Annotated in this window: 23 protein-coding genes and 2 pseudogenes; 19 read left to right on the top strand and 6 right to left on the bottom strand. The window is 73.4% G+C overall.

What is annotated here, in order from left to right; translation table 11 throughout:
- Nucleotides 1–16 precede the first annotated feature (16 nt).
- On the top strand, nt 17–754 hold the full coding sequence (locus ACFVXK_RS00550) for an SDR family oxidoreductase (protein ID WP_389608956.1): 738 nt from the start codon (nt 17–19) through the stop codon (nt 752–754).
- Between the two features lie 74 nt (nt 755–828).
- Nucleotides 829–1,263, top strand: a complete 435-nt coding sequence (locus ACFVXK_RS00545) for a nuclear transport factor 2 family protein (RefSeq protein ID WP_389608954.1) — start codon at nt 829–831, stop codon at nt 1,261–1,263.
- 139 nt (nt 1,264–1,402) lie between these two features.
- On the opposite strand, the gene ACFVXK_RS00540 is transcribed toward ACFVXK_RS00545, so the two are convergent.
- Complete coding sequence (locus tag ACFVXK_RS00540; RefSeq protein WP_389608952.1) at nt 1,403–1,618, bottom strand: hypothetical protein; 216 nt, start codon at nt 1,616–1,618, stop codon at nt 1,403–1,405.
- A gap of 276 nt (nt 1,619–1,894) precedes the next feature.
- Between ACFVXK_RS00540 and ACFVXK_RS00535 the strand changes: the two genes are divergently transcribed.
- The 4 genes from ACFVXK_RS00535 to ACFVXK_RS00520 all read left to right on the top strand — a co-directional run bounded on the left by ACFVXK_RS00535 (nt 1,895) and on the right by ACFVXK_RS00520 (nt 4,281).
- The gene (locus ACFVXK_RS00535) at nt 1,895–2,356 is read left to right on the top strand and encodes a hypothetical protein (RefSeq protein WP_389608951.1); all 462 of its coding nucleotides are present in this window, start codon (nt 1,895–1,897) and stop codon (nt 2,354–2,356) included.
- Between the two features lie 54 nt (nt 2,357–2,410).
- Nucleotides 2,411–2,971 (top strand): SUKH-3 domain-containing protein, encoded by a 561-nt coding sequence (locus tag ACFVXK_RS00530; RefSeq protein ID WP_389608949.1) that lies wholly within the window; start codon nt 2,411–2,413, stop codon nt 2,969–2,971.
- Nucleotides 2,972–3,075: 104 nt separating this feature from the next.
- Nucleotides 3,076–3,717, top strand: coding sequence for a carbonic anhydrase (locus tag ACFVXK_RS00525; protein WP_389608947.1), 642 nt, complete (start codon nt 3,076–3,078; stop codon nt 3,715–3,717).
- Between the two features lie 183 nt (nt 3,718–3,900).
- Complete coding sequence (locus tag ACFVXK_RS00520) at nt 3,901–4,281, top strand: hypothetical protein (protein ID WP_389608945.1); 381 nt, start codon at nt 3,901–3,903, stop codon at nt 4,279–4,281.
- 78 nt (nt 4,282–4,359) lie between these two features.
- On the opposite strand, the gene ACFVXK_RS00515 is transcribed toward ACFVXK_RS00520, so the two are convergent.
- On the bottom strand, nt 4,360–5,913 hold the full coding sequence (locus tag ACFVXK_RS00515) for an MFS transporter (RefSeq protein ID WP_389608944.1): 1,554 nt from the start codon (nt 5,911–5,913) through the stop codon (nt 4,360–4,362).
- Nucleotides 5,914–6,018: 105 nt separating this feature from the next.
- Between ACFVXK_RS00515 and ACFVXK_RS00510 the strand changes: the two genes are divergently transcribed.
- Nucleotides 6,019–6,741, top strand: a complete 723-nt coding sequence (locus tag ACFVXK_RS00510; RefSeq protein WP_389608942.1) for a TetR/AcrR family transcriptional regulator — start codon at nt 6,019–6,021, stop codon at nt 6,739–6,741.
- Nucleotides 6,734–7,069 (top strand): DUF6204 family protein, encoded by a 336-nt coding sequence (locus ACFVXK_RS00505; RefSeq protein WP_389608940.1) that lies wholly within the window; start codon nt 6,734–6,736, stop codon nt 7,067–7,069. Before ACFVXK_RS00510 ends, ACFVXK_RS00505 begins: the two co-directional genes overlap by 8 nt.
- 80 nt (nt 7,070–7,149) lie before the next feature.
- Here the strand turns inward: ACFVXK_RS00505 and ACFVXK_RS00500 are convergent, their stop codons facing one another.
- Entirely contained in the window at nt 7,150–7,722 is a 573-nt protein-coding gene (locus ACFVXK_RS00500) for a TetR/AcrR family transcriptional regulator (protein WP_389608939.1), read from the bottom strand.
- Between the two features lie 141 nt (nt 7,723–7,863).
- Here ACFVXK_RS00500 and ACFVXK_RS00495 point away from each other — a divergent pair, with 141 nt between their 5' ends.
- Nucleotides 7,864–8,601, top strand: a complete 738-nt coding sequence (locus ACFVXK_RS00495; RefSeq protein WP_389608937.1) for an SDR family oxidoreductase — start codon at nt 7,864–7,866, stop codon at nt 8,599–8,601.
- A gap of 126 nt (nt 8,602–8,727) precedes the next feature.
- Here ACFVXK_RS00495 and ACFVXK_RS00490 read toward each other — a convergent pair.
- Together ACFVXK_RS00490 and ACFVXK_RS00485 are read right to left on the bottom strand one after the other, a co-directional pair.
- Nucleotides 8,728–9,459, bottom strand: a pseudogene (locus ACFVXK_RS00490) (alpha/beta fold hydrolase); the annotation flags it as partial.
- A gap of 92 nt (nt 9,460–9,551) precedes the next feature.
- Nucleotides 9,552–9,968, bottom strand: coding sequence for a hypothetical protein (locus tag ACFVXK_RS00485; RefSeq protein ID WP_389608936.1), 417 nt, complete (start codon nt 9,966–9,968; stop codon nt 9,552–9,554).
- 493 nt (nt 9,969–10,461) lie between these two features.
- On the opposite strand from ACFVXK_RS00485, the gene ACFVXK_RS00480 reads away from it, so the two are divergent.
- The 4 genes and pseudogenes from ACFVXK_RS00480 to ACFVXK_RS00465 form a co-directional block, all read left to right on the top strand.
- Nucleotides 10,462–11,136: a barstar family protein gene (locus ACFVXK_RS00480; protein ID WP_389608935.1), complete on the top strand. Its 675-nt coding sequence runs from the start codon at nt 10,462–10,464 to the stop codon at nt 11,134–11,136.
- Nucleotides 11,133–12,380: a sensor histidine kinase gene (locus tag ACFVXK_RS00475; protein ID WP_389608934.1), complete on the top strand. Its 1,248-nt coding sequence runs from the start codon at nt 11,133–11,135 to the stop codon at nt 12,378–12,380. The genes ACFVXK_RS00480 and ACFVXK_RS00475 overlap by 4 nt, the downstream gene beginning before the upstream one ends.
- Before the next feature lie 419 nt (nt 12,381–12,799).
- Nucleotides 12,800–13,372 (top strand): hypothetical protein, encoded by a 573-nt coding sequence (locus ACFVXK_RS00470; protein ID WP_389608933.1) that lies wholly within the window; start codon nt 12,800–12,802, stop codon nt 13,370–13,372.
- 267 nt (nt 13,373–13,639) lie between these two features.
- A pseudogene (locus ACFVXK_RS00465) lies at nt 13,640–14,020 on the top strand (BTAD domain-containing putative transcriptional regulator); the annotation flags it as partial.
- Between the two features lie 179 nt (nt 14,021–14,199).
- Here the strand turns inward: ACFVXK_RS00465 and ACFVXK_RS00460 are convergent.
- Entirely contained in the window at nt 14,200–14,538 is a 339-nt protein-coding gene (locus ACFVXK_RS00460; RefSeq protein ID WP_389608932.1) for a winged helix-turn-helix transcriptional regulator, read from the bottom strand.
- A gap of 39 nt (nt 14,539–14,577) precedes the next feature.
- Between ACFVXK_RS00460 and ACFVXK_RS00455 the strand changes: the two genes are divergently transcribed.
- The 6 genes from ACFVXK_RS00455 (at nt 14,578) to ACFVXK_RS00430 (ending at nt 19,020) form a co-directional block, all read left to right on the top strand.
- Entirely contained in the window at nt 14,578–15,141 is a 564-nt protein-coding gene (locus ACFVXK_RS00455) for a carboxymuconolactone decarboxylase family protein (RefSeq protein ID WP_389608931.1), read from the top strand.
- A gap of 38 nt (nt 15,142–15,179) precedes the next feature.
- Nucleotides 15,180–15,473, top strand: a complete 294-nt coding sequence (locus ACFVXK_RS00450; RefSeq protein WP_389608930.1) for a DUF1330 domain-containing protein — start codon at nt 15,180–15,182, stop codon at nt 15,471–15,473.
- A gap of 182 nt (nt 15,474–15,655) precedes the next feature.
- On the top strand, nt 15,656–16,147 hold the full coding sequence (locus ACFVXK_RS00445; protein WP_389608928.1) for a hypothetical protein: 492 nt from the start codon (nt 15,656–15,658) through the stop codon (nt 16,145–16,147).
- Between the two features lie 84 nt (nt 16,148–16,231).
- Nucleotides 16,232–16,495, top strand: coding sequence for a hypothetical protein (locus ACFVXK_RS00440; protein WP_389608926.1), 264 nt, complete (start codon nt 16,232–16,234; stop codon nt 16,493–16,495).
- 88 nt (nt 16,496–16,583) lie between these two features.
- Nucleotides 16,584–18,578: an ATP-binding protein gene (locus ACFVXK_RS00435; protein WP_389608924.1), complete on the top strand. Its 1,995-nt coding sequence runs from the start codon at nt 16,584–16,586 to the stop codon at nt 18,576–18,578.
- Between the two features lie 79 nt (nt 18,579–18,657).
- Nucleotides 18,658–19,020 carry a hypothetical protein gene (locus ACFVXK_RS00430; protein ID WP_389608922.1) on the top strand — a complete coding sequence of 121 codons (363 nt, stop codon included), beginning with the start codon at nt 18,658–18,660 and terminating at the stop codon, nt 19,018–19,020.
- Nucleotides 19,021–19,023: the final 3 nt, after the last annotated feature.

Raw genomic sequence — 19,023 nt, 5'->3', positions numbered from 1 at the left:
AGGCAAGGAACCGGACATGAACATCCCCGCCGCGAAAGTCATCGCCGTCACCGGAGCGAGCAGCGGGATCGGCGAGGCGACCGCCCGCCGGCTCGCTGCCGACGGCCACAGCGTGCTCCTGGGAGCACGCCGCACCGAGCGTCTCGACGCGCTCGCCGCGGAGCTCACCGCCCTCGGCGGCACGGCCACCGCCCGGCGGCTGGACGTCACCGACGCCGCCGACGTACAGGCGTTCGTCCACGCTGCCCCCGACCTCTACGGGCGGCTGGACGTGCTGGTCAACAACGCCGGCATCATGTCGCTCTCGCCGCTGGCGGAGGCCCGGACCAGGGAATGGGACCGGATGATCGACGTGAACCTGCGGGGGGTGCTGCACGGGATCGCCGCAGCCCTCCCGGTGATGCGCGCCCAGGGCGGCGGCCACATCGTGAACGTCGCGTCCGTCGGGGCGTACGAGGTGACGCCCACCGCCGCCGTCTACTGCGCGACCAAGTTCGCCGTCCGCGCGATCAGCGAGGGCCTTCGCAAGGAGTCCGCCGGCGACGTCCGGGTGACCGTCGTCTCCCCGGGCGTGACCGAGTCCGAACTCGCCGACCACCTCACGGACGCGACCGCCCGGGAGGCCATGCGCAACTACCGCAAGGTCGCCCTACCGGCCGGCGCCATCGCGGACGCGATCGCGTACGCCGTGTCCCAGCCACCGGAGGTGGACGTCAACGAGATCCTGGTCCGGCCTTCCGCGAGCGCCCAGTGACGCGGGCCGAGCGTTCCTGCTCCCGGTGCGACACGGCCGACAGGGACCCGGACGCCCTGACGCGCAGGCTGCGGGTGCTCGAGGACAAGGAGGCGCTCCACGCCCTGATGACCCGCGGCTGGCGCGCCCTGGACCGCAAGGACTGGGCGGGCTGGGCCGCTTGCTGGGCCGAGGACGCCGTCCTGGAGTTCGGCCCCTGGGGCACGATCCGGGGGAGGGCGGCGGTCCGCGCCCGGGTGGAGGAAGCCGAAGCGCCCTTCCCGAGCATGCAGCACCACCTGCTCAACCTGCACTTCGACGTGGCCGGCGATGCGGCGACCGGCATCGGCTACATGTGGTTCGTCGCCGTCACCGCCCCCGGACGGACCTCCGCCCCCTACTCCATGGGCGGCCCCTACGACTGGGAGTTCCGCCGCGACCCCGACCAGGGCTGGCTCCTGGTCCGCCAACAGCTCGGGATCTGGTGGACGGACGGCCATGCTCCCCCGGAAGGCTTCGCATCGAGCTGATGCGCACCGGACCCGGCACTCCACGGGGCGTCGAGGAAGCCGGGCGATGTGCCGTCACCACCTCCAGCGGCGGCGGCAACACCCTGAGAGGCTGCGGCCTCCCCGACTCCCACGACACCGGTCGCTCCGCTCGCGTGCGCTACTGCTCCGTCGGTTTGCCTGCCAGGGCCTTGGCGACGGTCTGTGCGGAGAGTCCCGTGACACGCATCAGGTCGGCCTTCGCCGCGCCGCGCCTGTGGGCCGCCCTCATGGAGGCGTTGCGCAGCGCGACGTCCGGCCGGAAGGGATGGCGGGCGAGTTTGCCTTGTACGACTGCGACGAAGCGGAGCAGTACGCGGCGTTGCCAAGTGATCAAGGTGTTGTGCGGTGAGGGCATCGCGGATGTTGCCAAGACGTGCCTTTCTCTCGACCGGTCCTCCCTCGACGGTGACGGCAATCGGGGCCACCCGGCAGAGCGAGACCCGGCCACGTCGCAGCGAAACCCAGGAGCGCGTATGGGAAAGGACGGACCTCAAGAGGCTCCGGGGCCCTTCGGCACCTCACCCGACGCGTCCGATTTCACCCGGTGACGCCCTTGGACGACGGCCTCACCTGCCGGGGCGCCTGGCAGCGTGTGTGGAAGTCTGTCCGGGTGGACACGTTCGCGGACCGGCTCGACGGCGGGTGGAAGTGGTGGGAAGCCGCCATCGAGGAAGCGCAGGAGGGGCGCTGGATCCGTGACGCCGTGGAGCGGCGGGTCATCGAGGACATCAGGGCCGCGACGAACTCTCTCAGCGGTGGGCGGCTGGCCCCGTTCACCGAGGACTCCTGGCACGTGCGCATCGGGAGGATCGCGAACTGGGCCGGGGTGCTGCGACTCGCGGCCCGGTCGGGCGGATGGGTGCTCCAGCCGGTCGCCGGGCGCAACCCGCCGCACCCGGCGGGCATGGCCGAGCTGCTGTCCGGCATCTACGCGGTCGGCGAGCAGGGAGAGCTCTGGATGCGGCAGCTCCTGAAGGGTGAGCTGCCACCGGAAGGCGAGATCGCGAAGGCCGAGGGGTTCCTCACCGGTCCGGGATCCGTGGAGGACCTCGAACTCTTCTTCTACGACTGAAGGCCGTCCCGTCGGAGCGACCGCCACATCCCGCAGATCGACCGGAGCCGGACCATGAGCACTGACCCGCAGCGCGTACCACCCCTCGGTGCCGCCCCCCGCCACGAGGAGTACCGTGCGGCGGCCACGCGGGTCTTGCGTGAGGCGGGGTGGACGCCCGGTCGGAGCGCGGGACCGGGCCCCAGGCCGGACATGGTGGAGCAGTACGGGCCGCCGCCGCGCGCGGCAGCGGAGTTCCTGGCTGAGTACGGTGGACTGCATCTGGAGTTCGCCGATCCGCGGGACGGTTCCGGCGAGAGCCGGGACGACATCGACATCTGCGGCGGCGCGGACATTCTGGGCTGGGTCGGCACGTGGAGCCGGGCGGCGGGGGAGCCCGTGTTCCCGGTGGGGGAGTTCGCACGGCGGAACTGTGTCCTGCTGGTCGGTGACAGCGGCAGCCTGTACGGGGCCTTCGACGCGGTACTGGGCCTGCTCGGGGCGGACGCGCTGACGGGGCTGGGCAGGCTCGTGCTCGACCGGAGCCCGCTGGAGCCGCGCCTGCCCGTCCCGCCGGAAGCCCTGTACCGGCCCGAGCGCCCGCCGGCCCGAGTCCGCCGGCGTGGGCGCCCCTGACCCGTCCCCACCGCCCGGTCGGCCCCGCGCGCAGGCTGCGCCCGCCGCCACCCGTGGACCCCCCGGTCGAGCGCGTGTGCGAGACCGGCCGTAGCCTTCGCTCCATGACTGACATTCCGCCGCCGACACCCCGTGACGCCTTCGAACTGCTCATGGCCGGCAACCAGCGCTTCGTCTCCGGCACCCCCGAGCACCCCAACCAGGACGCCGCCCGCCGCGCCGAGACCGCACCGTCCCAGCAGCCCTTCGCCGTGCTGTTCGGCTGCTCCGACTCCCGGCTGGCCGCCGAGATCATCTTCGACCGCGGCCTGGGCGACCTCTTCGTGGTGCGCACCGCCGGACACGTCGCGGGGACGGAAGTCCTCGGTTCCATCGAATTCGGCGCGGCCGTCCTCAACGCACCCCTGATCGTCGTCCTCGGCCACGACTCGTGCGGCGCCGTCGGTGCGGCCTGCTCCGCCCTGGAGGACGGACAGACGCCGGGCGGCTTCGTCCGCGACGTCGTCGAGCGGGTGACGCCGAGCGTGCTGGCGGCCCGTGCCGCCGGACGTGAGAGCGCCGAGGAGATATTGGCCGAGCACATCGAGCAGACGGTGGACCTGCTGCTGGAACGCTCCCGGGTCCTGGCCGACCGGGTGGCCGACGGACGCCTCGGCATCGTGGGGCTCTCCTACCGTCTGGGCGACGGCAGCGCACAGCTCGTCGCCACGCGCGGCCTCGACACGGCGGTTCCCGCCACGTCCTGACCGCCCGCTGCCCGGTCGCCGGCGCGGCCCCCACGCAGCGCGAGCGTCCGCGGTGCGGCGGAGCCCGCCGACAGCCGGTGCCGCCCTCCGGCTGGGACACGTCATGGCGTGCCGGGCTGGTGCGAACCGGTGGCAGGGGCGGGCCCCGGCCGGAGAGAATGCCGCAGGGCAGGCAGGCGTGAGATGAGCAGGGGGCGGCGCGCGGTGGTGTGGTGGGTGGTACAGGAGCACCAGAGCAAGGTCGACCCCACACGGTTCGACCTCCACGCCGTCCACCGCTTCCGCACCCGCGAGGCGGCCACCGCCCGCTTCCTGTGGACGGAGGCGCAGTTCGGCCAGGCAGCCCAGGACAAGGTCCGCTACCCCGTCAACAGTCTCTGGCACGATGTCCGGGCCCGCCCCTTCCCGCCGTCGGCCGTCATCCGGGCCGCGACCGGCCCGTGGCGCCTGCTGGTCCACGAACCTGGTGGCGTCGAGGTCCACGAGTTCCCCACCGCCCCCGCCGAGGGCGAACTCGCCGCCGTCCTGGAAGACCTGCAGGAAGCCGCCCGGGCGCGGGCCTGAACCGGGGCCTGTGTCGGGCGCCGCGCAGCGCCCGCCGCGCCGGCACCGAAAGCACCCGCGACCTCAACGCGATACCCCCTACGGCCGGGCTGCTTCCGGCTGCGGGGCCGGTCGTTCGTCGGCGGGAGACGGGCCGGCCCCCCGTCGCGGCCGCAGGAGCAGCGTGACGAGGAGCGCCGCGGCTGCCAGGGTGGCGCTGCCGCAGCGCAGCGCCAGGTGCAGGGCGTCCGTGAAGGCGGCGTCGACGGCGTCGCGGACGGGGGCGGGGAGGGCTGCGGTGCTGTCCGGGGCCGTGCCGGGGAGGTGGCGGGCGATGTCGGCAGGTGCGCCGAGCCGGTGGAGCGAGTCGGTCAGATGGGTGGCGAAGCGGCTGCTGAGAACGGCTCCGAGGACGGCTACGCCGACGACTCCGCCGATCTCGCGCAGGGTGTTGAGGATCGCGGAGGCCATCCCGGCCCGCGCCGGGTCGACGCGCTGCATGACCGTGACGGACACGGGGGTGAACGTCATCCCCATGCCCAAGCCCATGACGCCCAGCACCCAGACGTACTGGGCGTAGTGGGCGTGTGCGCCGTAGAGCGAGAGGGCGCCGAGCCCCGTGGCGCACAGGACCACGCCGGCCACCAGCGGGAGGCGGGGGCCGTGGCGTGAGGTGAGCGCGCCCGACAGCGGCGCGGCGATGACGATCATCGCGGTCATCGGCAGGCCCGCCACGCCCGCGTCCGACGGGGACCAGCCCATCACGTCCTGCATGAGCAGGGGCAGGAAGAACGCGGCTCCGAACATGCCGAAGCTGATCACGAACCCGCTCACCGCGGCGCCGGCGAGCACCCGGTCCCGGAAGAAGCTCAGGTCGAGCATGGGGTCGGCGCTGCGGGCCTCGACCAGGAAGAAGGCGGCCAGGGCCAGTACCGCCACGGCGGCGAGGGCGAGCACCCGGACGTCGGTCCAGCCCCGGGCGGGCCCCTCGACGAGCGCGTACACCAGAGCGCCGCATCCCAGTGCCGAGAGGGCCTGGCCCTTCAGGTCCAGCCGGCGGCTGCGGGCCGCGAACTCGGGGAGGACCCGGGCCGCGAGCAGCAGCCCCGCCACGCCGACGGGGACGTTGATCCAGAAGACGGCGGCCCAGCCGAAGGCGTCCACGATCGGCCCTCCCAGCACCGGGCCGACGGCCAGGCCCAGTGCGGAGACGCCGGACCAGAGGCCGACGGCCCTGGCCCGCTCCTTCTCGTCGGGGAAGACGTGGCGCAGGATGGACAGGCTGCCGGGCGTGAGCAGCGCCGCTCCCAGGCCCTGGAACATCCGGGCCGCGACCAGCGCGCCGGTCGAGCCCGACAGCGCGGCGGCCGCCGACCCCGCCGTGAACAGTGTGAGCCCGGTGAGGAAGACGCGCCTGCGGCCGTACCGGTCGCCCAGGGTGCCGCCGGTGAGCAGCAGGGCCGCGTAGACCAGGCTGTAGCCCTCGACCACCCACTGGAGTCCGCTGACGCCGGAATGCAGCTGCTGCCCGATGCGCGGCAGCGCGTTGTTGACGATGACGTTGTCGAGCATCGCCATGAACATCGTGGCGCACAGGGTGGCGAGCACGAGCCCCTTGTGCCGGGTGGGCGGCGGGTTCACCGATTTCCGCATCAGGTTCCCTAACGGTGTTAGTGGGCGGTTGGTGCGGTTAGACTGCCTCTAACAGTGTTAGTTGGCAAGCGGGATTTCCGGTGGGGCCCGCGGAGGAGGTGGCCGATGGCCGTGGAGGGCAAGGGCGACGGCGGCCCGCAGCAGGCGGGACTCACCCGGCAGGCGCTCGTCCAGGCCGCGCTGCGCGTGCTGGAGCGCGAGGGTGTGCACGGCCTGTCGATGCGCAAGGTCGCCTCGGAGCTGGGAGTGAAGGCGTCCTCGCTGTACTGGCACGTACGCAACAAGGAGGAACTCCTCGACCTGCTCACCGACGCGCTCATGGCCGACGCGCAGGCGCCACCCCGGGAGGGCGACTGGCGGGAGCAGCTGCGCGAGTACTGCGTGCGCTACCGCCGCCACCTGCTCGGCAAGCGCGACGCCGCCAAGGTCGTCGCGGGCCGCCTCGCTCCGGGCCCGCACCTGCTCCGCCTGATGGAGGACCAGCTCGGCCGACTGCGGGAGGCCGGCTTCTCCGACGCCGACGCCGCGATGATCAACTACCTGCTCGGCGCCTTCGTCCAGGGCTTCGTGCTCCAGGAGCAGGGACCCCTCTCCGCGTCCGAGGCCATGGGCGCCGGCCGCAGGGAGGTCGCCACGGCGGCGGGGGAGCAGCTGCGCGGACTGCCGCAGGACACCTTCCCCCACCTGGTCGCGCTCGCCGGCGACCTCACCGGCCCGTCCATGGAGGACCGATTCTCGTTCGCCCTCGAACGGCTCCTGGACGGACTGTCCGCCCTGCTGGAGCAGGGCGGACGCGACGTACGAAAGGAAGGAACGTCCCATGAGTGAGCGCACCTACCGAGTGATCGTCCGCGGCGTGTTCGCCGGCCTGGACGACACCCGGCGCAGCCACCTCCTCGCCACCGCTGACGAACACGACATCCTCACGGCCGCGTTCACCGACGACGGCACCCTCGTCTACGACCGGGAACTGCGCGCCTTCTCCTTCCGCTGCGTGATCCGACAGGCCGCCGACCTGGAGGACGAGGCCGCAGGCGGCGCGGCCTGCGACCTGGCGGCCGCGGCGCTCGCCGCACGGGGCATCGGCCACGGCGCGCTGCGTACCAAGGTCACCAGCGTGGACGACATGAAGATCCGGCGTCCCCGCCGGGGCTGATCGACGCCCCGGGCGTTCGCCGCGGCCCGGGAGCGCAACCCGCAGGCCCGCGACCATGCCGGGCGGGCCCGCAGGAGGCCTCACGGGCGGACCGTGAGGCCGTCCAGGGTGAGGTCGAGCAGGCGCTCCGCTCGCTGCCGGTGCTCCGCGCTCGCCGAGGTGAGGGCGATGCCCTCCAGGGCCGCGCCGAGGTCGGCGGGCCGGAGGTCGGTGCGGATCGCCCCGGCGGCGGCGCAGGCGTCCATGAGCGAGGTGATGGCGGCCTGGATCAATTCCCGGCTGTGGCCGTACGGATTGCTTCCCGTCGCGGCGATGGCGCGCAGGGCGTCGATCATGCCGTACTTGGCGGTGACGTAGTCCAGGAACAGGCGTGTCCACGCGCGCAGGGCCTCCGTCGGCGGCTTCTGCGCGAGGAGGACGGGGGCGGCTTCGCACAGCTGGGCCACCTCGTTGCGGTAGACCGCCTCGACCAGGGCCTCCCGGGTGGGGAAGTTGCGGTACAGGGTCGCGCTGCCCACGCCCGCCTCCTTGGCGATGCGTTCCAGGTGCGCATCCAGCCCCTCCGTCGCGAAGACGCGTACGGCGGCCGTGAGGATCTTCTCCCTGTTCCGCCGTGCGTCGGCCCGCAGCGGCCGAAGCGTTCCATCGGTCATCGGTGTTCGCCGTCCCCTCTTCGAAGCCCTGCGAGCTTGCTAACCGGATGCGCCCCCACTTACAGTCGACCTAACTGGGGGCCCCTCCGGTTTCACTGTAGGTCATCGCGCCGCGGCGCACCCCGAGGAGGGAAGCCGATCATGTCGGGCATCCAGGGCAAAGTCATCGCGATCACAGGTGCCAGCAGCGGCATCGGTGAGGCAACCGCGGCCTACCTCGCCGCGAAGGGCGCCCGACTCGTGCTCGGAGCCCGGCGCGAGGAGCGACTGAACGCCGTCGTGGACGGCATCACGGCGAAGGGCGGCACCGCCACCGGCGTCATCGTCGACGTCACGCGCCGCGAGGACCTCCAGCGGCTGACGGACACGGCCCTCCACCGGTACGGCCGGCTCGACGTCCTCGTCTCCAACGCGGGCACGATGGCCGTCTCGCCGTTCGACGAACTGCGCCAGGACGACTGGGACGCCATGGTCTCCACCCACATCACCGGCCTGCTCAACGGCATCGGGGCGGCTCTGCCCGTCTTCCGCCGGCAGCGCTTCGGCCACTTCGTCAACGTCGGCTCCACCGCGGCCTACGTCGTCAAGACCCCCCAGGCGGTCTACGCGGCCACCAAAACGGCGGTGAAGGTGCTCACCGAGGGCCTGCGCCAGGAGTCGGGACCCGACCTGCGCGTCACACTCGTCTCACCCGGCTTCACCCATACCGAAGGCATCGGCAAGGGAGCCGGCCCCGAGATCGCGGCGGCGATGACCCGGCAGCGGGACGAGATCGCCATGCCGCCCTCGGCCGTCGCCTCCGCCATCGGCTACGCCATCGAACAACCCGACGGCGTCGATGTCGGCGAGATCGTCGTGCGCCCCACCGCGCAAGCCTGAGGGCGCAGGTGTGGCCTGGGTGCCGGCGTGCGGGGGCGTCCAGAGGGCCCGGCCCCGCGGCCGACCGCCACGGGTACGGGCCCGTTGGCGGTGCCGGGAGTACAGCGCATGTCGGCCCCGCCGCGGTCACACCGCTGTCGCGTCCTCACCGGCCAGGAACGGACGCAGCAGCCTGAGCAGGGCGTGTGGCCGGTGCAACGGGATGATGTGGCCGCAGTCTTCGAGGACGTGCCCGGTGAGGTCGTCGGCGACCGGGCGGAGTTGGCGCTCCGGCGCAGCACCGACGGGCCGGGCGCCCAGGGCCATCGTGGGAACCGTCAGGCGGGCGGTGGCGACCGCCCGCTCGATCTGCACGGCGCTCTCGGGCAGGGCCCGGTAGTAGGAGAACGCTCAGCCCAGCGCCTGGCGGCCGGTGTACGCGCGGACGAACGCGTCCCGGAGGGCGGGGCGCACCCCGTCGCCGTGGGTGTCGGAGCCCAGGAACCAGTCGACGTAGGCGGCCTCGTGGCCCTCCAGCACGGTCTCGGCGAGGCCGGGCGCGGCGGAGTGGAAACCGAACCACCACGGCTGCCCGTCGGCGAGGAAGTCCTCCGCGCCGGGCAGCCTGCCCAGAAGGGACTCCATGACGACCAGGCGCCGGACGAGGTCGGGCCGGCGCAGGGCGAGGAGGAAGGCAGGCGCGGTGCCCGCGTCGATGCCCACCACGGCGGCCGAGGACACGCCGAGCGTGGCGAGGAGCGCCTCGGCGTCCGTGGCCAGGGTCTCCGCGTCGTATCCGGAGGCGGCCCGACCGCTCGCGCCGAACCCGCGCAGGTCGGGCGCGATGACGCGGTGGCGGCCGGACAGGTCGGCCATGACGTCCTAGCCGTGGACCGGCTTCTGCGACACGGTGGTCCCCTCGGCGTGGTCACACGCCGAGGGGATCACCGTCGTGGGTCCGGGCGCGGTCGTCAGCCCGGGCACTTCAGGCCGGTCCGGGCGGACTTCACCGCGCTGTCCAGCATCTGGGCCTGGGGCTTCAGCTTGGTGGCGGCCTCGGCGCCGGTGACATCGCCCGGCAAGCCGTCCCAGGTCTTCTTCAGCCCATCCGCCGCGGACTTCACGGCGTCCTTCTGCGCCGCGTTCCATGCCGCCGTGGACTCCGAGACATCGTCCCAGCCGTCCCTGACGTCGTCGTACGCGTCCTTGACCTGGTCCTTCGTCGCGGACGCCGGGTTCAGTCCGAACAGTGCCGTCGCGTCGGACCGGAGTTCGTTCAGATCGGTGCACAACTGCGCAGCCGCCGCACTCTGGTTGGGGCTCGGATCTGCCGCGAAGGCGGCGGAGGCTCCGCCGACGGACAGGAGCAGCGCTGCGGCCGCGCTCACGGCAGTACTCGGAATGTGCCTCATGGGTTTCCCCTCGTCCGGGATTCCTCGGGTCGTCCCCGCCCCTGACACCCCCCAGCTACCGGCTCACCACGCTGACACAGCCCGTCGCACCCCGCAATCCGCAGCTGCCGCGGCCCGGCAAACGCAGGGGCACCGGGGCAGCCCATGCTGCGGCCCTCCGTCCGGGGCGACCGCGCCTTGGACGCCCGCAGCGGACTCGGGTCCACTTGGGTGGGAGTGCGCCGGTAACGTCGCTGGCCCGTTTCAGCCAGTCGTCGAGGGTCTCCTCGGACGCCGACGCCGACGCCGACGCCGACGCCGCCGGGGTCTGGACGCCGTGATCGACGTGATCCGCCGGCCCGCGCCGCGCCAAGGCGGAACCGGTAGCGGGACGGCGCTGCGCCGCAGCTGGTTCGGTCAGCTGCTGTACAGCTGACAGCGGCGCCGAATCCCGGACGCGCCCCGGGCGGGCGGGGTGCGAGCATGCGGCATGAGCAGCTTCCTCCCCACCCTCACCGAACGCCGATCGCCGTGGGTCACCTTCACCTCGTCCGCCGACCCTTGGGTGACCGCGGCCGGGGCCGAGCTGCGGGCCAGGGGCGGAATCGTCTTGCGCCTGGACGGCGAGGAGCTGCACGAGGAAGGCTGTCTGTACCGGGCGTTCGCCCGTGTACTGGGGTTCCCCGGCTACTTCGGACACAACTGGGACGCCATGGTGGACTGCCTCGGCGACTGGCACGGGCCCGGGCACGGCAAGCAGGACGTCGCGGTACTGATCGACGGCGCAGACCCGCTGCTCGGCGCGGACTTCCTGGGTCATCTCGTGTGGACGCTGTGCGCGGGTGCCTGGCGGGCCAACTTCATGGTCGACGCCGACGGTGAGCCCGACTCGTACGGTTCACCTTTCGCCCTCCACTTCGTCTTCCTCCTCGACCACGTCCCACCCGCTGACTTCGCCGAGGCGTCCGTCAACGACGAGGGCGTGGCCGCAGCCGTGGTCGACGGCCGGCTGGTCCTCACCCTGACCGCTGAGGACACGTGGGGCGGTGACCCCGTCTGGCCGCCCGTCGGATTCGACGGACGCAGCTGGTACCAGGTTCACCATGAGACCGGGTACGGGCTCCATGGCGACGTCCTCCTGCGGTGCCCTAGCGTCGTGCCATGAACATTCCAGCTGGACTGAGACGCACGGGCCTCCGGGCGTGGCGGGACACCGGCTTTCTCGCCGCCGGTGTGCTGCCGCACCTGGCGCTGGTGCCCGTGTGGGCCTGGGCGGCGACGACCACCGCCAGGACGGGGGGCTGGATCCTCACGGTTTCCACGTCGGCCGCCCTGGTCCTGCTCGGCAGCCCAGTGCTGACGGCCGTTCAGCGGTCCCGCTACCGGGCGTTCATCGGTGTGGAGGTCCCCCGGCTCACCCCCACCGCGCCGGAACGATGGACGTGGGCCTCGACCGCCCGGTGGCTCGGGGCGACGCGGCCCTGGCGCAAGATCGGCTACCACCTGCTGCTGGGCCCGCTGCTCGCGCTGCTGGAGTTGCTGGTGCTCGTGGTGGCAGCGGCGTGCCTGGCTGGCGTGATCGCGTACGTCTGGTCATGGGCGCTGCCGAGCGGAATCCGCCGGGACTGGTTCGGCTACCTGACCCAGCTGCCGGCTTACACGGCGGCTGGACTCCTCCTCCTGTGTGCCCTGCCCTGGACCGCGCGGGCAGTGGCCCAGGCCGAGGCGCGGCTGGCGTTGGGCCTGCTCGGGCCCAGCCGGGCGCAGCGGCTCCAGGAGCGGGTCGATCAGCTGGCCGTGAGCCGCAACGACTTGATCGAGGCCGTCGACGCGGAGCGCCGCCGGATCGAGCGCGACCTGCACGACGGCACCCAGCAGCGGTTGGTGTCCCTCGCGGTCAACCTCGGTCTGGCCATTGCCACCCGCCCGGACCTGCCGAATGACGTCCGCGAGGTGATCGCCAGGGCGCACCTGGACGCGAAGGAGGCGATCGCCGAACTCAGTGACCTGGTGCGGGGGCTGCACCCGGCCGTGCTCGAAGACCGGGGTCTGGACGCGGCGTTGTCCGGGCTGGCCGCGCGCACGCCCCTGCCGGTGCGGCTGCGGGTCGATCTGGAGGAGCGGGTGGCGCCCAGCGTGGAGTCGGTCGCGTACTTCGTGATCTCGGAGGCGCTGACGAATGCGACGAAGCACGCCAACGCGATGCGTGCCGAGGTCGTCGTCGGTCGGGTCGGTGAGGTGCTGCGCGTGCGCGTGACCGACGACGGGCTGGGCGGTGCCGACGCCGCCGCCGGCACGGGGCTGTCCGGGCTGGCCAAGCGGGTCGGCTCCCTCGACGGGGCCTTCCACGTCAGCAGCCCCGTTGGCGGGCCCACCACCATCACGGCGGAGCTTCCGTGCGTGCCGTGATCGCCGAGCCGGGTCACGGCGGAAGCCGACTACGCGGACGGGTTGTTGGCGGCAGCGGCGCAGCAGCGGCCCGAACTCGCCTTGACCGACGTGCGGATGCCACCCGGCTGCACCGCCGAAGGGGCACGGCCCTGACCCGAGGGTCGTCGCCAGTTGCTGCTGCCGCGCGACAGCGACCCGCTCGCGCTGAGTCCGATCCTGACGCCGGACCCCGGCATCGAGATCTGCCACCCCGGCCTTTCCCGCGCTCCGAGGATCCGTCAGGCTGTTCCGGTCGTCGGCGGGGGGGGCAGGGAATGAGCAACGGACGTGGTAGCGGACGGATCCCCGCGAGGTCGGGTCGGCGGAAGCCCGCCGGGAAGGGGCGGGGCAACCGGCGAAGCGCCGCGATGTCACCCCGGCTGGTGACGCGCCTGAGCGTGACGACCGCGATCGCCACCCCGTGCGCCCTGGTCGGCCTGGCGGTTCTCGCGAGCAACCCGGATTACGGCCTGCTCGGCGGGATCACGGGTTTCCTGGTGCTCGTCGCCGGCCTCGGGGTGGTGGCCGGGCTGCGGCCCACCTGGTGGCTGATCGGTCCGGCCCTCGTGCTGGAGATCGTCCTGCTGGTCGCGTCCAGGCCTGCGATCCGGGCCGAGGTGATGGTCCTGCGCGGAGTGCGGACCCCGGTGCTGGTGACCGCCGCCCACGGTTCCAAGGACAAGGCCGGAAGCGTCAGTTGGAAGTGCGACCTACGCCGCGCGGACGGCCTGCCCCTGCCGCACGCCGCTCTCGAGGGATACGAAGGCTGCTCCGGCCCCTCCGACGTCGGCCGGACCCAGGACGCCCTGGTGGATCCGGCCGGCTGGGTGCCGCCGCAAGCGCCGCACGTGGACCGCGTGGCCCTCCACGAGGAGATCGCCATGATCGGCGCGGCAGCGGTGATCTTCGCGGGACTTGCCGTCACCGCCGGCCGGCTCAACCTGCGGGCCGCCGGCCGCCCAGCTCGGTGAACGGGCACGCGGTCAGACCGGCCATGCCCCGAGCGCCCTCGCCCTGCACGCCGAGTACCGACCGGTGCGGCGGTCGATTCCCACAGCGGACTGCGCTGCCGCGTCCGCCAGAGGCTCACGCCGGACGTCCCCCGGCATCACATCTGAGGGAACTCCGCGTGTAGGGCGCTACAGGCACCACCGGAACCCGCTGGACACCTCGCCGCAGCCCCGCCCACGGACGGCCGCCCGCGTAGCCGCAGGTTCGGCCGGGAGCGGGACCGGGAGATGACCAAGAGGGCCGCAGCGGCTCGCCGGGGCCTCGTCCCGTGCCGTAGACCTGTGCCGAGTGCCACTGGGAGATCGTGCGCCATACGCGCGCGACGGGCGCCGGGGCTCTGGCGGGGGAAGCCCCTCGCGGACCTGCCCCAGCTCACGCAGGGCCTGCGGTACGGGCCGGAGTTCCAGGCCCTCGAAGAGGCGCGGCTCGGCGCGGTGGAATGGGGCTGCGAGGCCGATCTGCGGCTCCGCCCGCACGACGGTCTGGCGGCCGAGCTGGACACGCTGACCGAACAGCACCCCCTGCGCGAGGGGTTCTCCCGGCACCTGATCCTCGCCCTCCACCGCACCGACCGCCAAGCGGAGGCCCTGGAGGTCTTCCACCGGCTCCGCCGGCGCGTGGAGCCCGGCCGCGCGGTGCAGGAAGCCCTGGCGGAGGTCCTGGGCGGCGCCGGGCAGCCCTCCAGCGGCAAACCGTCCGGCGGCGAGCCTTCCAAGGCGCCCGCGAGCGCGACCGACCGTCCCCGTCCCCGTCGCCGTCCCCGGGCCCCGGGGACGCCCACTCGGCGTCAGTCCGCGGCCTTGGGCCGCCAGCCGGAGGCCCAGTCGTCGAGCGGGGCGAGGGATTCCCGGAGGGTCCTGCCCTGTTCGGTGAGCAGGTACCCCTCGCCGGAGTTCTCGACGAGGTCGGCCTGTCCGAGCTCGCGGAGCCTGTCCGCCAGCACGCTCGACGAGACGCCGCCGCACCGTTGCTGGAGTTCGCGGAAGGTCGGGGACGAGCCGTCCCGCAGCTCCCACAGGATCCGCAGCGCCCAGCGTCGGCCCAAGAGGTCCAGGAGCGCCATGATCGGGCGCCCCGTCTGCGAGCCGCGGACCGGCCGGCCCGGGAGTGGTGTCGGTCGTGTCATCTGCTTCCCTTTCCGAAGCGCCCATGTTAACGTACCGCTATGCCTCTGAAATCGAAGCAGCCTCGCATCGAGCCGCTCTCGCCGCCCTACGGCGAGGAAGCCGGCGAGGCCCTTGCGCTCCTCGGGCATTCCCCCATCCAGCTGTTCCGGGTGTGGGCCCGCAGGCCCGACCTCGCCCGCTCCCTCGCGGGCTGGGGAAGCTACTACTTCTCCCGCCGCTCCGCTCTCACCCCGCGCCAGCGCGAGCTGGTCATCGACCGGACCACCGCGCTGTGCGGCGCCGACTACGAGTGGGCGGTGCACGTCGTCGGCTTCGCCGAGAAGGTGGGACTCGACGCCGCGCAGCTCGCGTCCCTCGCGAAGGGAAGGCCGACGGACGACTGCTGGCACACCGCCGATCGCGCCGTGCTCGAAGCGGTCGACGAGCTCCATGCGACCTTCGACCTCTCCGACGAGACCTGGGCGGCCCTGGTCTCTGCCGCCGGTGAAGACGCCGCACTCGATCTGGTCTTGATCTGCGGTTGGTACCACGCCGTCTCCTTCTCCGTCAGGGCGCTCCGCCTGCCCCTCGAACCCGGCACCGAGCCGATCTCCGCCCACTGATCCACGTCACACGCACTCATCCCCACACTGGAGGTTCCATGCCCAAGGGCTACTGGGTCAGCGTCTACCGCACGATCTCCGACCCTGAGAAGCTGGCCGCCTACAACGAGCTGGCCCGTTCGGCCGTCCAGCCCTGGGGTGGTCGCACCTTCGTCCGTGGAGGTCGGGTCGTGGCGTATGACGCCGGAATCGCCGAGCGCACGGTCCTGGTCGAGTTCGACAGCTTCGAGCAGGCCGTCGCGGCGCGCGAGAGCGCTGCCTACCAGGAGGCGCTGGCCGCCCTCTCCGACGGCGTCGAGCGCGACTTCCGCATCGTCGAAGGCACCGACTGACCGACGTCCGGCCGGATCTTCACCGAGCGACCGCGGAGGCCGGGCTGCCGCGCCTGCGCCAGACCGCCCTCCGCGACAACCGCCTGAACCCGTCTCCCGGGCGAGGTACGCGACAGGGTCCTCGGCGCGAGCGTGGCCGCCCTGGCCGGCCTCGGCTGGCGCCCGGAGTTTAGAGTGCGGGCATGGCCGTCCCCGGGATCATTCCCATCACCCACGAACCGGGCCACCGCACGAGCACCATCGGCCGGTTCCGCGACGGCCAGTTCCTGGCCTCGGTCATCTACGCGCTCCCGCGCGGGTTCGTTTGGGGGGACGGCTGGGAGGAGCACCAGAAGCTCTTTGTCGCGCTGCACACCTTCGACCACGACGGGCACCACCAGGAGTCCGACATCTGGTGCGCCGGCACGCGGGCCGAGCAGCTGAAGCGCCCGTATGACGAGCATTCCGTGGCAGCCCGCGCGGACGCCCGGCTGACCGCCGTCCTCGACGGCCTCGCGGAGCGCGAGTACGGAGACATCGCGATTCGGCCGTTCCGGCTCACCTTCGACGGTGTCCGCTTCGGCCTCGTCACGGAGTGCCACGCCGAGGACGAGGCCGGCGAGGACGACTGGGCCGAGCTCTACCCGGACCGGCTGGGCTTCTCGGCCCCGTGGAACGGCGAGTACCACACCTGACGGACACCACCGGCGGGGCGTCGGAGCCGCGTCCGACCCGTCAGGCGGCCGTGTCCCGGGACCGGCCACGTCGTTGCCCAGGGCATGAAGAAGATCATCGCCCTCACCGCCCTCACCCTCGCCGGCGTCGGCCTCGCCGTCCCCGCGCACGCGGACACCGACACCGACTCCAACTTCGGCAGCGGGGTCAACGCCGCCAACAACTGGAACTTCACGGCCGCGGACGTCTGCATCCAGGAACTGGCCGTCGTCCCCGCGCTCGGCGACTGGACCGGGAACCACCGCAACAACTGCTCCAACGGGAACGTGATCGACCACTCCGGACACGGCGCCCCGCAGGGCGGCTGACGCCGGTCCTCCGGCCCGCGCCCCCGGCCCGCGCCCCTGGCCGGCGACACGGCCGCGGAGGGGGCGTGCCATGGGCCAGACTGCCCGGGTGCGCGAAGAACGACGTGGGGCCGGGGTGTTCGTCGGGCGGGGCCGTGAGCTGGCCGGGCTGCGGACCGCGCTGGCCGGCAGCCGTGTGGTCACCGTGGTCGGTCCCGGCGGTGTCGGCAAGAGCCGGACGGCCCGCCAGCTGCTGGAAGGGGCCGGCTCCGGCCGGGAGGTCGCGTGGGCGGAGCTGTCGCGGCTGCCGGACGACTCCCGGCTGGCCGACGCCGTCGCCGCCGCGTTCGGGCTCGCCGACCACACCGCACGCGAGCCCGCCGAGGCCCTGTGCGCCTGGCTGGCCGACCGCGGCCCGCTGCTCGTGCTGGACTCCTGCGAGCACCTGGTCCCCGGGGTCCGGGCCCTGGCCGCCGACCTGCTGGCCGCCTCGCCAGGGCTGTCCGTACTGGCCACGAGCCGTGAGCCGCTGGGCCTCCCCGGCGAGGACGTCGTCGAACTGGCGCCGCTCGGGCCCGACGAAGCCCTGGAACTGTTCCTCGCACGCGCCGCGACGGTCGCCCCGCACCTCCCACGCCCCTGGCCGCCTTCACTCCTTCGGGTGGCGCGGGACATCTGCCGCCGCCTCCAGGGCGTCCCCCTCACCCTCGAACTCGCCGCCGCCCAGCTGAACCACCACACACCCGAGGAACTGGCCGCCCGCCTGCGCCGCCACATCGACCCCCTCACCTCCCAGACCCCCCGCGACCCCCGCCGGCACCAGAGCCTGCGCACCACGATCGGCTGGAGCCACGAGCTGTGCGAGCCCGCCGAACGGCTCCTGTGGGCGCGGCTGTCGGTCTTCGCCGGCCCCTTCGACGCGGACGACGCGCAGGCGGTCTGCTCCGACGAGGCCCTGCCCCCGGCCCGCGTACGGGCGGTCCTGGACGCGCTGGTGGCCAAGTCCGTCGTGCGGAGGGCCGGGCGCGAACACCTCGTCCTCGACACCGTCCGGGAGTACGGCGGCACCTGGCTCGGCCGGCTCGGCCGGCGCGAGGCCGTCCGCCGGCGCCACGCCGCCCACTTCCACCGCCTGGCCCGCCTGGCCGAGGAGGGCTGGCTCTCGTCCGGGCAGGACGACTGGTACCAGCGGCTCCGGGCGCGCCACCGCGACCTCTGCGCCGCCCTGGACTTCATGCTCCGGACCGATCCGGCCCGGGCCCTGGACACGGCGGCCCGGGTGGCGTTCTTCTGGGCCTGCTGCGGGCGCCTGAACGAGGCGCAGACCTACCTCCAGCGCGCCCTGAACGCCCCCGGGACGCAGGACCGCGACCTCGCACGGGCCCGCTGGGCCCTGGGCGTGGTCCTCCTCCTGCGCGGCGAACACGAGCACGCCCACCGGCTCGCCCTCGCCTGCCAGGCGGCCGCCGCGGTCTCCGGGGACGGCCCCGGCGACCGCGAGCGACGGCTGGACGCCGCGTACCTGCTCGGACTCAGCCACCTGATGGCGGGCCGGCCGCTCGCCGCGCGCATCGTCACCGAGAACGCCCTCGACGGCCTGCCGGGCACGCCCTTCGACTCCGCCGCCACCCTGCGCTGCCACCTCGCCCGGACCTTCGCCCTCACCGCGACGGGCCTCCACCACCAGGCCCGGGCCACGGCCGGGGCGCTCCGGGAAGGCTGCGCGGCCCTCGGCGAGTACTGGACCCGCTCCTACGCCGACTACCAGCTCGCGCTCATCTCCCTCATCGAGGACCGGCCCGCCCCGGCGGCCGAGCACGCCCGGTCCATGCTGGCCGCCAAGCACCGCCTCGGCGACAGCTTCGGCACCGCCCTCGGCCTGGACCTCCTCGCCGCCGCCCTCGCCGCCGACGGCGACCCCGTCCGCGCGGCCCGCACCTCGGGGGCGTGCCAGACGCTCTGGCAGTCCGTCGGGCACCCCCAGCGCGGGACGCCGGAACTCGCGCCCCTGCGGGCCGAGTGCGAGCGCCGCGCCCGGGCCCGGCTCGGCGACGACGCCTACGAGGCCGCCTTCCAGGAGGGCGCGCGCGGCGGCTGGGCCTGACGGCCGAACCCGAGCCCCCCGCCCGCCTCCTGCTCCTGGCCGGGCCCGTGCGGGCCGCCCGGCCGTCCATACTGACCGTGTGGAACTCAGCGCGAAGTTGCAGATGAAGCCGGGACAGCGACTGGTGCAGCTCGGCGCGGCCGACGACGTCCCCGTGCTCGCGGCGCGGGAAGAGGAGCCGGCCGCGGCACCCGGGGCGGGGGAGGTCATCGTGGCCTTCGTACGGACCAGGGCCGACCTCGCCACGTCCGCCGCCGTCACGGCGATCGACGCGGCCCGGAGCGACAGGCCCGCCTGGATCGCCTACCCCAAGGCCGGCAAGCTCGACACCGACCTCAACCGTGACGTCCTGCGCGAAGCGCTGGCCGGCCACGGCGTCCGGCCGGTGCGCCAGATCGCCGTCGACGACGTGTGGTCGGCGATGCGCTTCCGCCCGGCCTGAGCC

The organism is Streptomyces sp. NPDC058157 (genome assembly GCF_042884105.1).
GTDB lineage: Bacteria > Actinomycetota > Actinomycetes > Streptomycetales > Streptomycetaceae > Streptomyces.
This window is presented reverse-complemented; position numbering and strand designations above follow the sequence as displayed.

Bases quoted from the DNA above. Each gene is read 5' to 3' on its own strand.
- ACFVXK_RS00440 (WP_389608926.1), top strand. From the start codon at position 16,232: ATGAAGAAGATCATCGCCCTCACCGCCCTCACCCTCGCCGGCGTCGGC.
- ACFVXK_RS00460 (WP_389608932.1), bottom strand. From the start codon at position 14,538: ATGACACGACCGACACCACTCCCGGGCCGGCCGGTCCGCGGCTCGCAG.
- ACFVXK_RS00475 (WP_389608934.1), top strand. From the start codon at position 11,133: ATGAACATTCCAGCTGGACTGAGACGCACGGGCCTCCGGGCGTGGCGG.
- ACFVXK_RS00480 (WP_389608935.1), top strand. From the start codon at position 10,462: ATGAGCAGCTTCCTCCCCACCCTCACCGAACGCCGATCGCCGTGGGTC.
- ACFVXK_RS00530 (WP_389608949.1), top strand. From the start codon at position 2,411: ATGAGCACTGACCCGCAGCGCGTACCACCCCTCGGTGCCGCCCCCCGC.
- ACFVXK_RS00500 (WP_389608939.1), bottom strand. From the start codon at position 7,722: ATGACCGATGGAACGCTTCGGCCGCTGCGGGCCGACGCACGGCGGAAC.
- ACFVXK_RS00515 (WP_389608944.1), bottom strand. From the start codon at position 5,913: ATGCGGAAATCGGTGAACCCGCCGCCCACCCGGCACAAGGGGCTCGTG.
- ACFVXK_RS00445 (WP_389608928.1), top strand. From the start codon at position 15,656: ATGGCCGTCCCCGGGATCATTCCCATCACCCACGAACCGGGCCACCGC.
- ACFVXK_RS00495 (WP_389608937.1), top strand. From the start codon at position 7,864: ATGTCGGGCATCCAGGGCAAAGTCATCGCGATCACAGGTGCCAGCAGC.
- ACFVXK_RS00505 (WP_389608940.1), top strand. From the start codon at position 6,734: ATGAGTGAGCGCACCTACCGAGTGATCGTCCGCGGCGTGTTCGCCGGC.
- ACFVXK_RS00510 (WP_389608942.1), top strand. From the start codon at position 6,019: ATGGCCGTGGAGGGCAAGGGCGACGGCGGCCCGCAGCAGGCGGGACTC.
- ACFVXK_RS00450 (WP_389608930.1), top strand. From the start codon at position 15,180: ATGCCCAAGGGCTACTGGGTCAGCGTCTACCGCACGATCTCCGACCCT.
- ACFVXK_RS00520 (WP_389608945.1), top strand. From the start codon at position 3,901: ATGAGCAGGGGGCGGCGCGCGGTGGTGTGGTGGGTGGTACAGGAGCAC.
- ACFVXK_RS00525 (WP_389608947.1), top strand. From the start codon at position 3,076: ATGACTGACATTCCGCCGCCGACACCCCGTGACGCCTTCGAACTGCTC.
- ACFVXK_RS00550 (WP_389608956.1), top strand. From the start codon at position 17: ATGAACATCCCCGCCGCGAAAGTCATCGCCGTCACCGGAGCGAGCAGC.
- ACFVXK_RS00455 (WP_389608931.1), top strand. From the start codon at position 14,578: ATGCCTCTGAAATCGAAGCAGCCTCGCATCGAGCCGCTCTCGCCGCCC.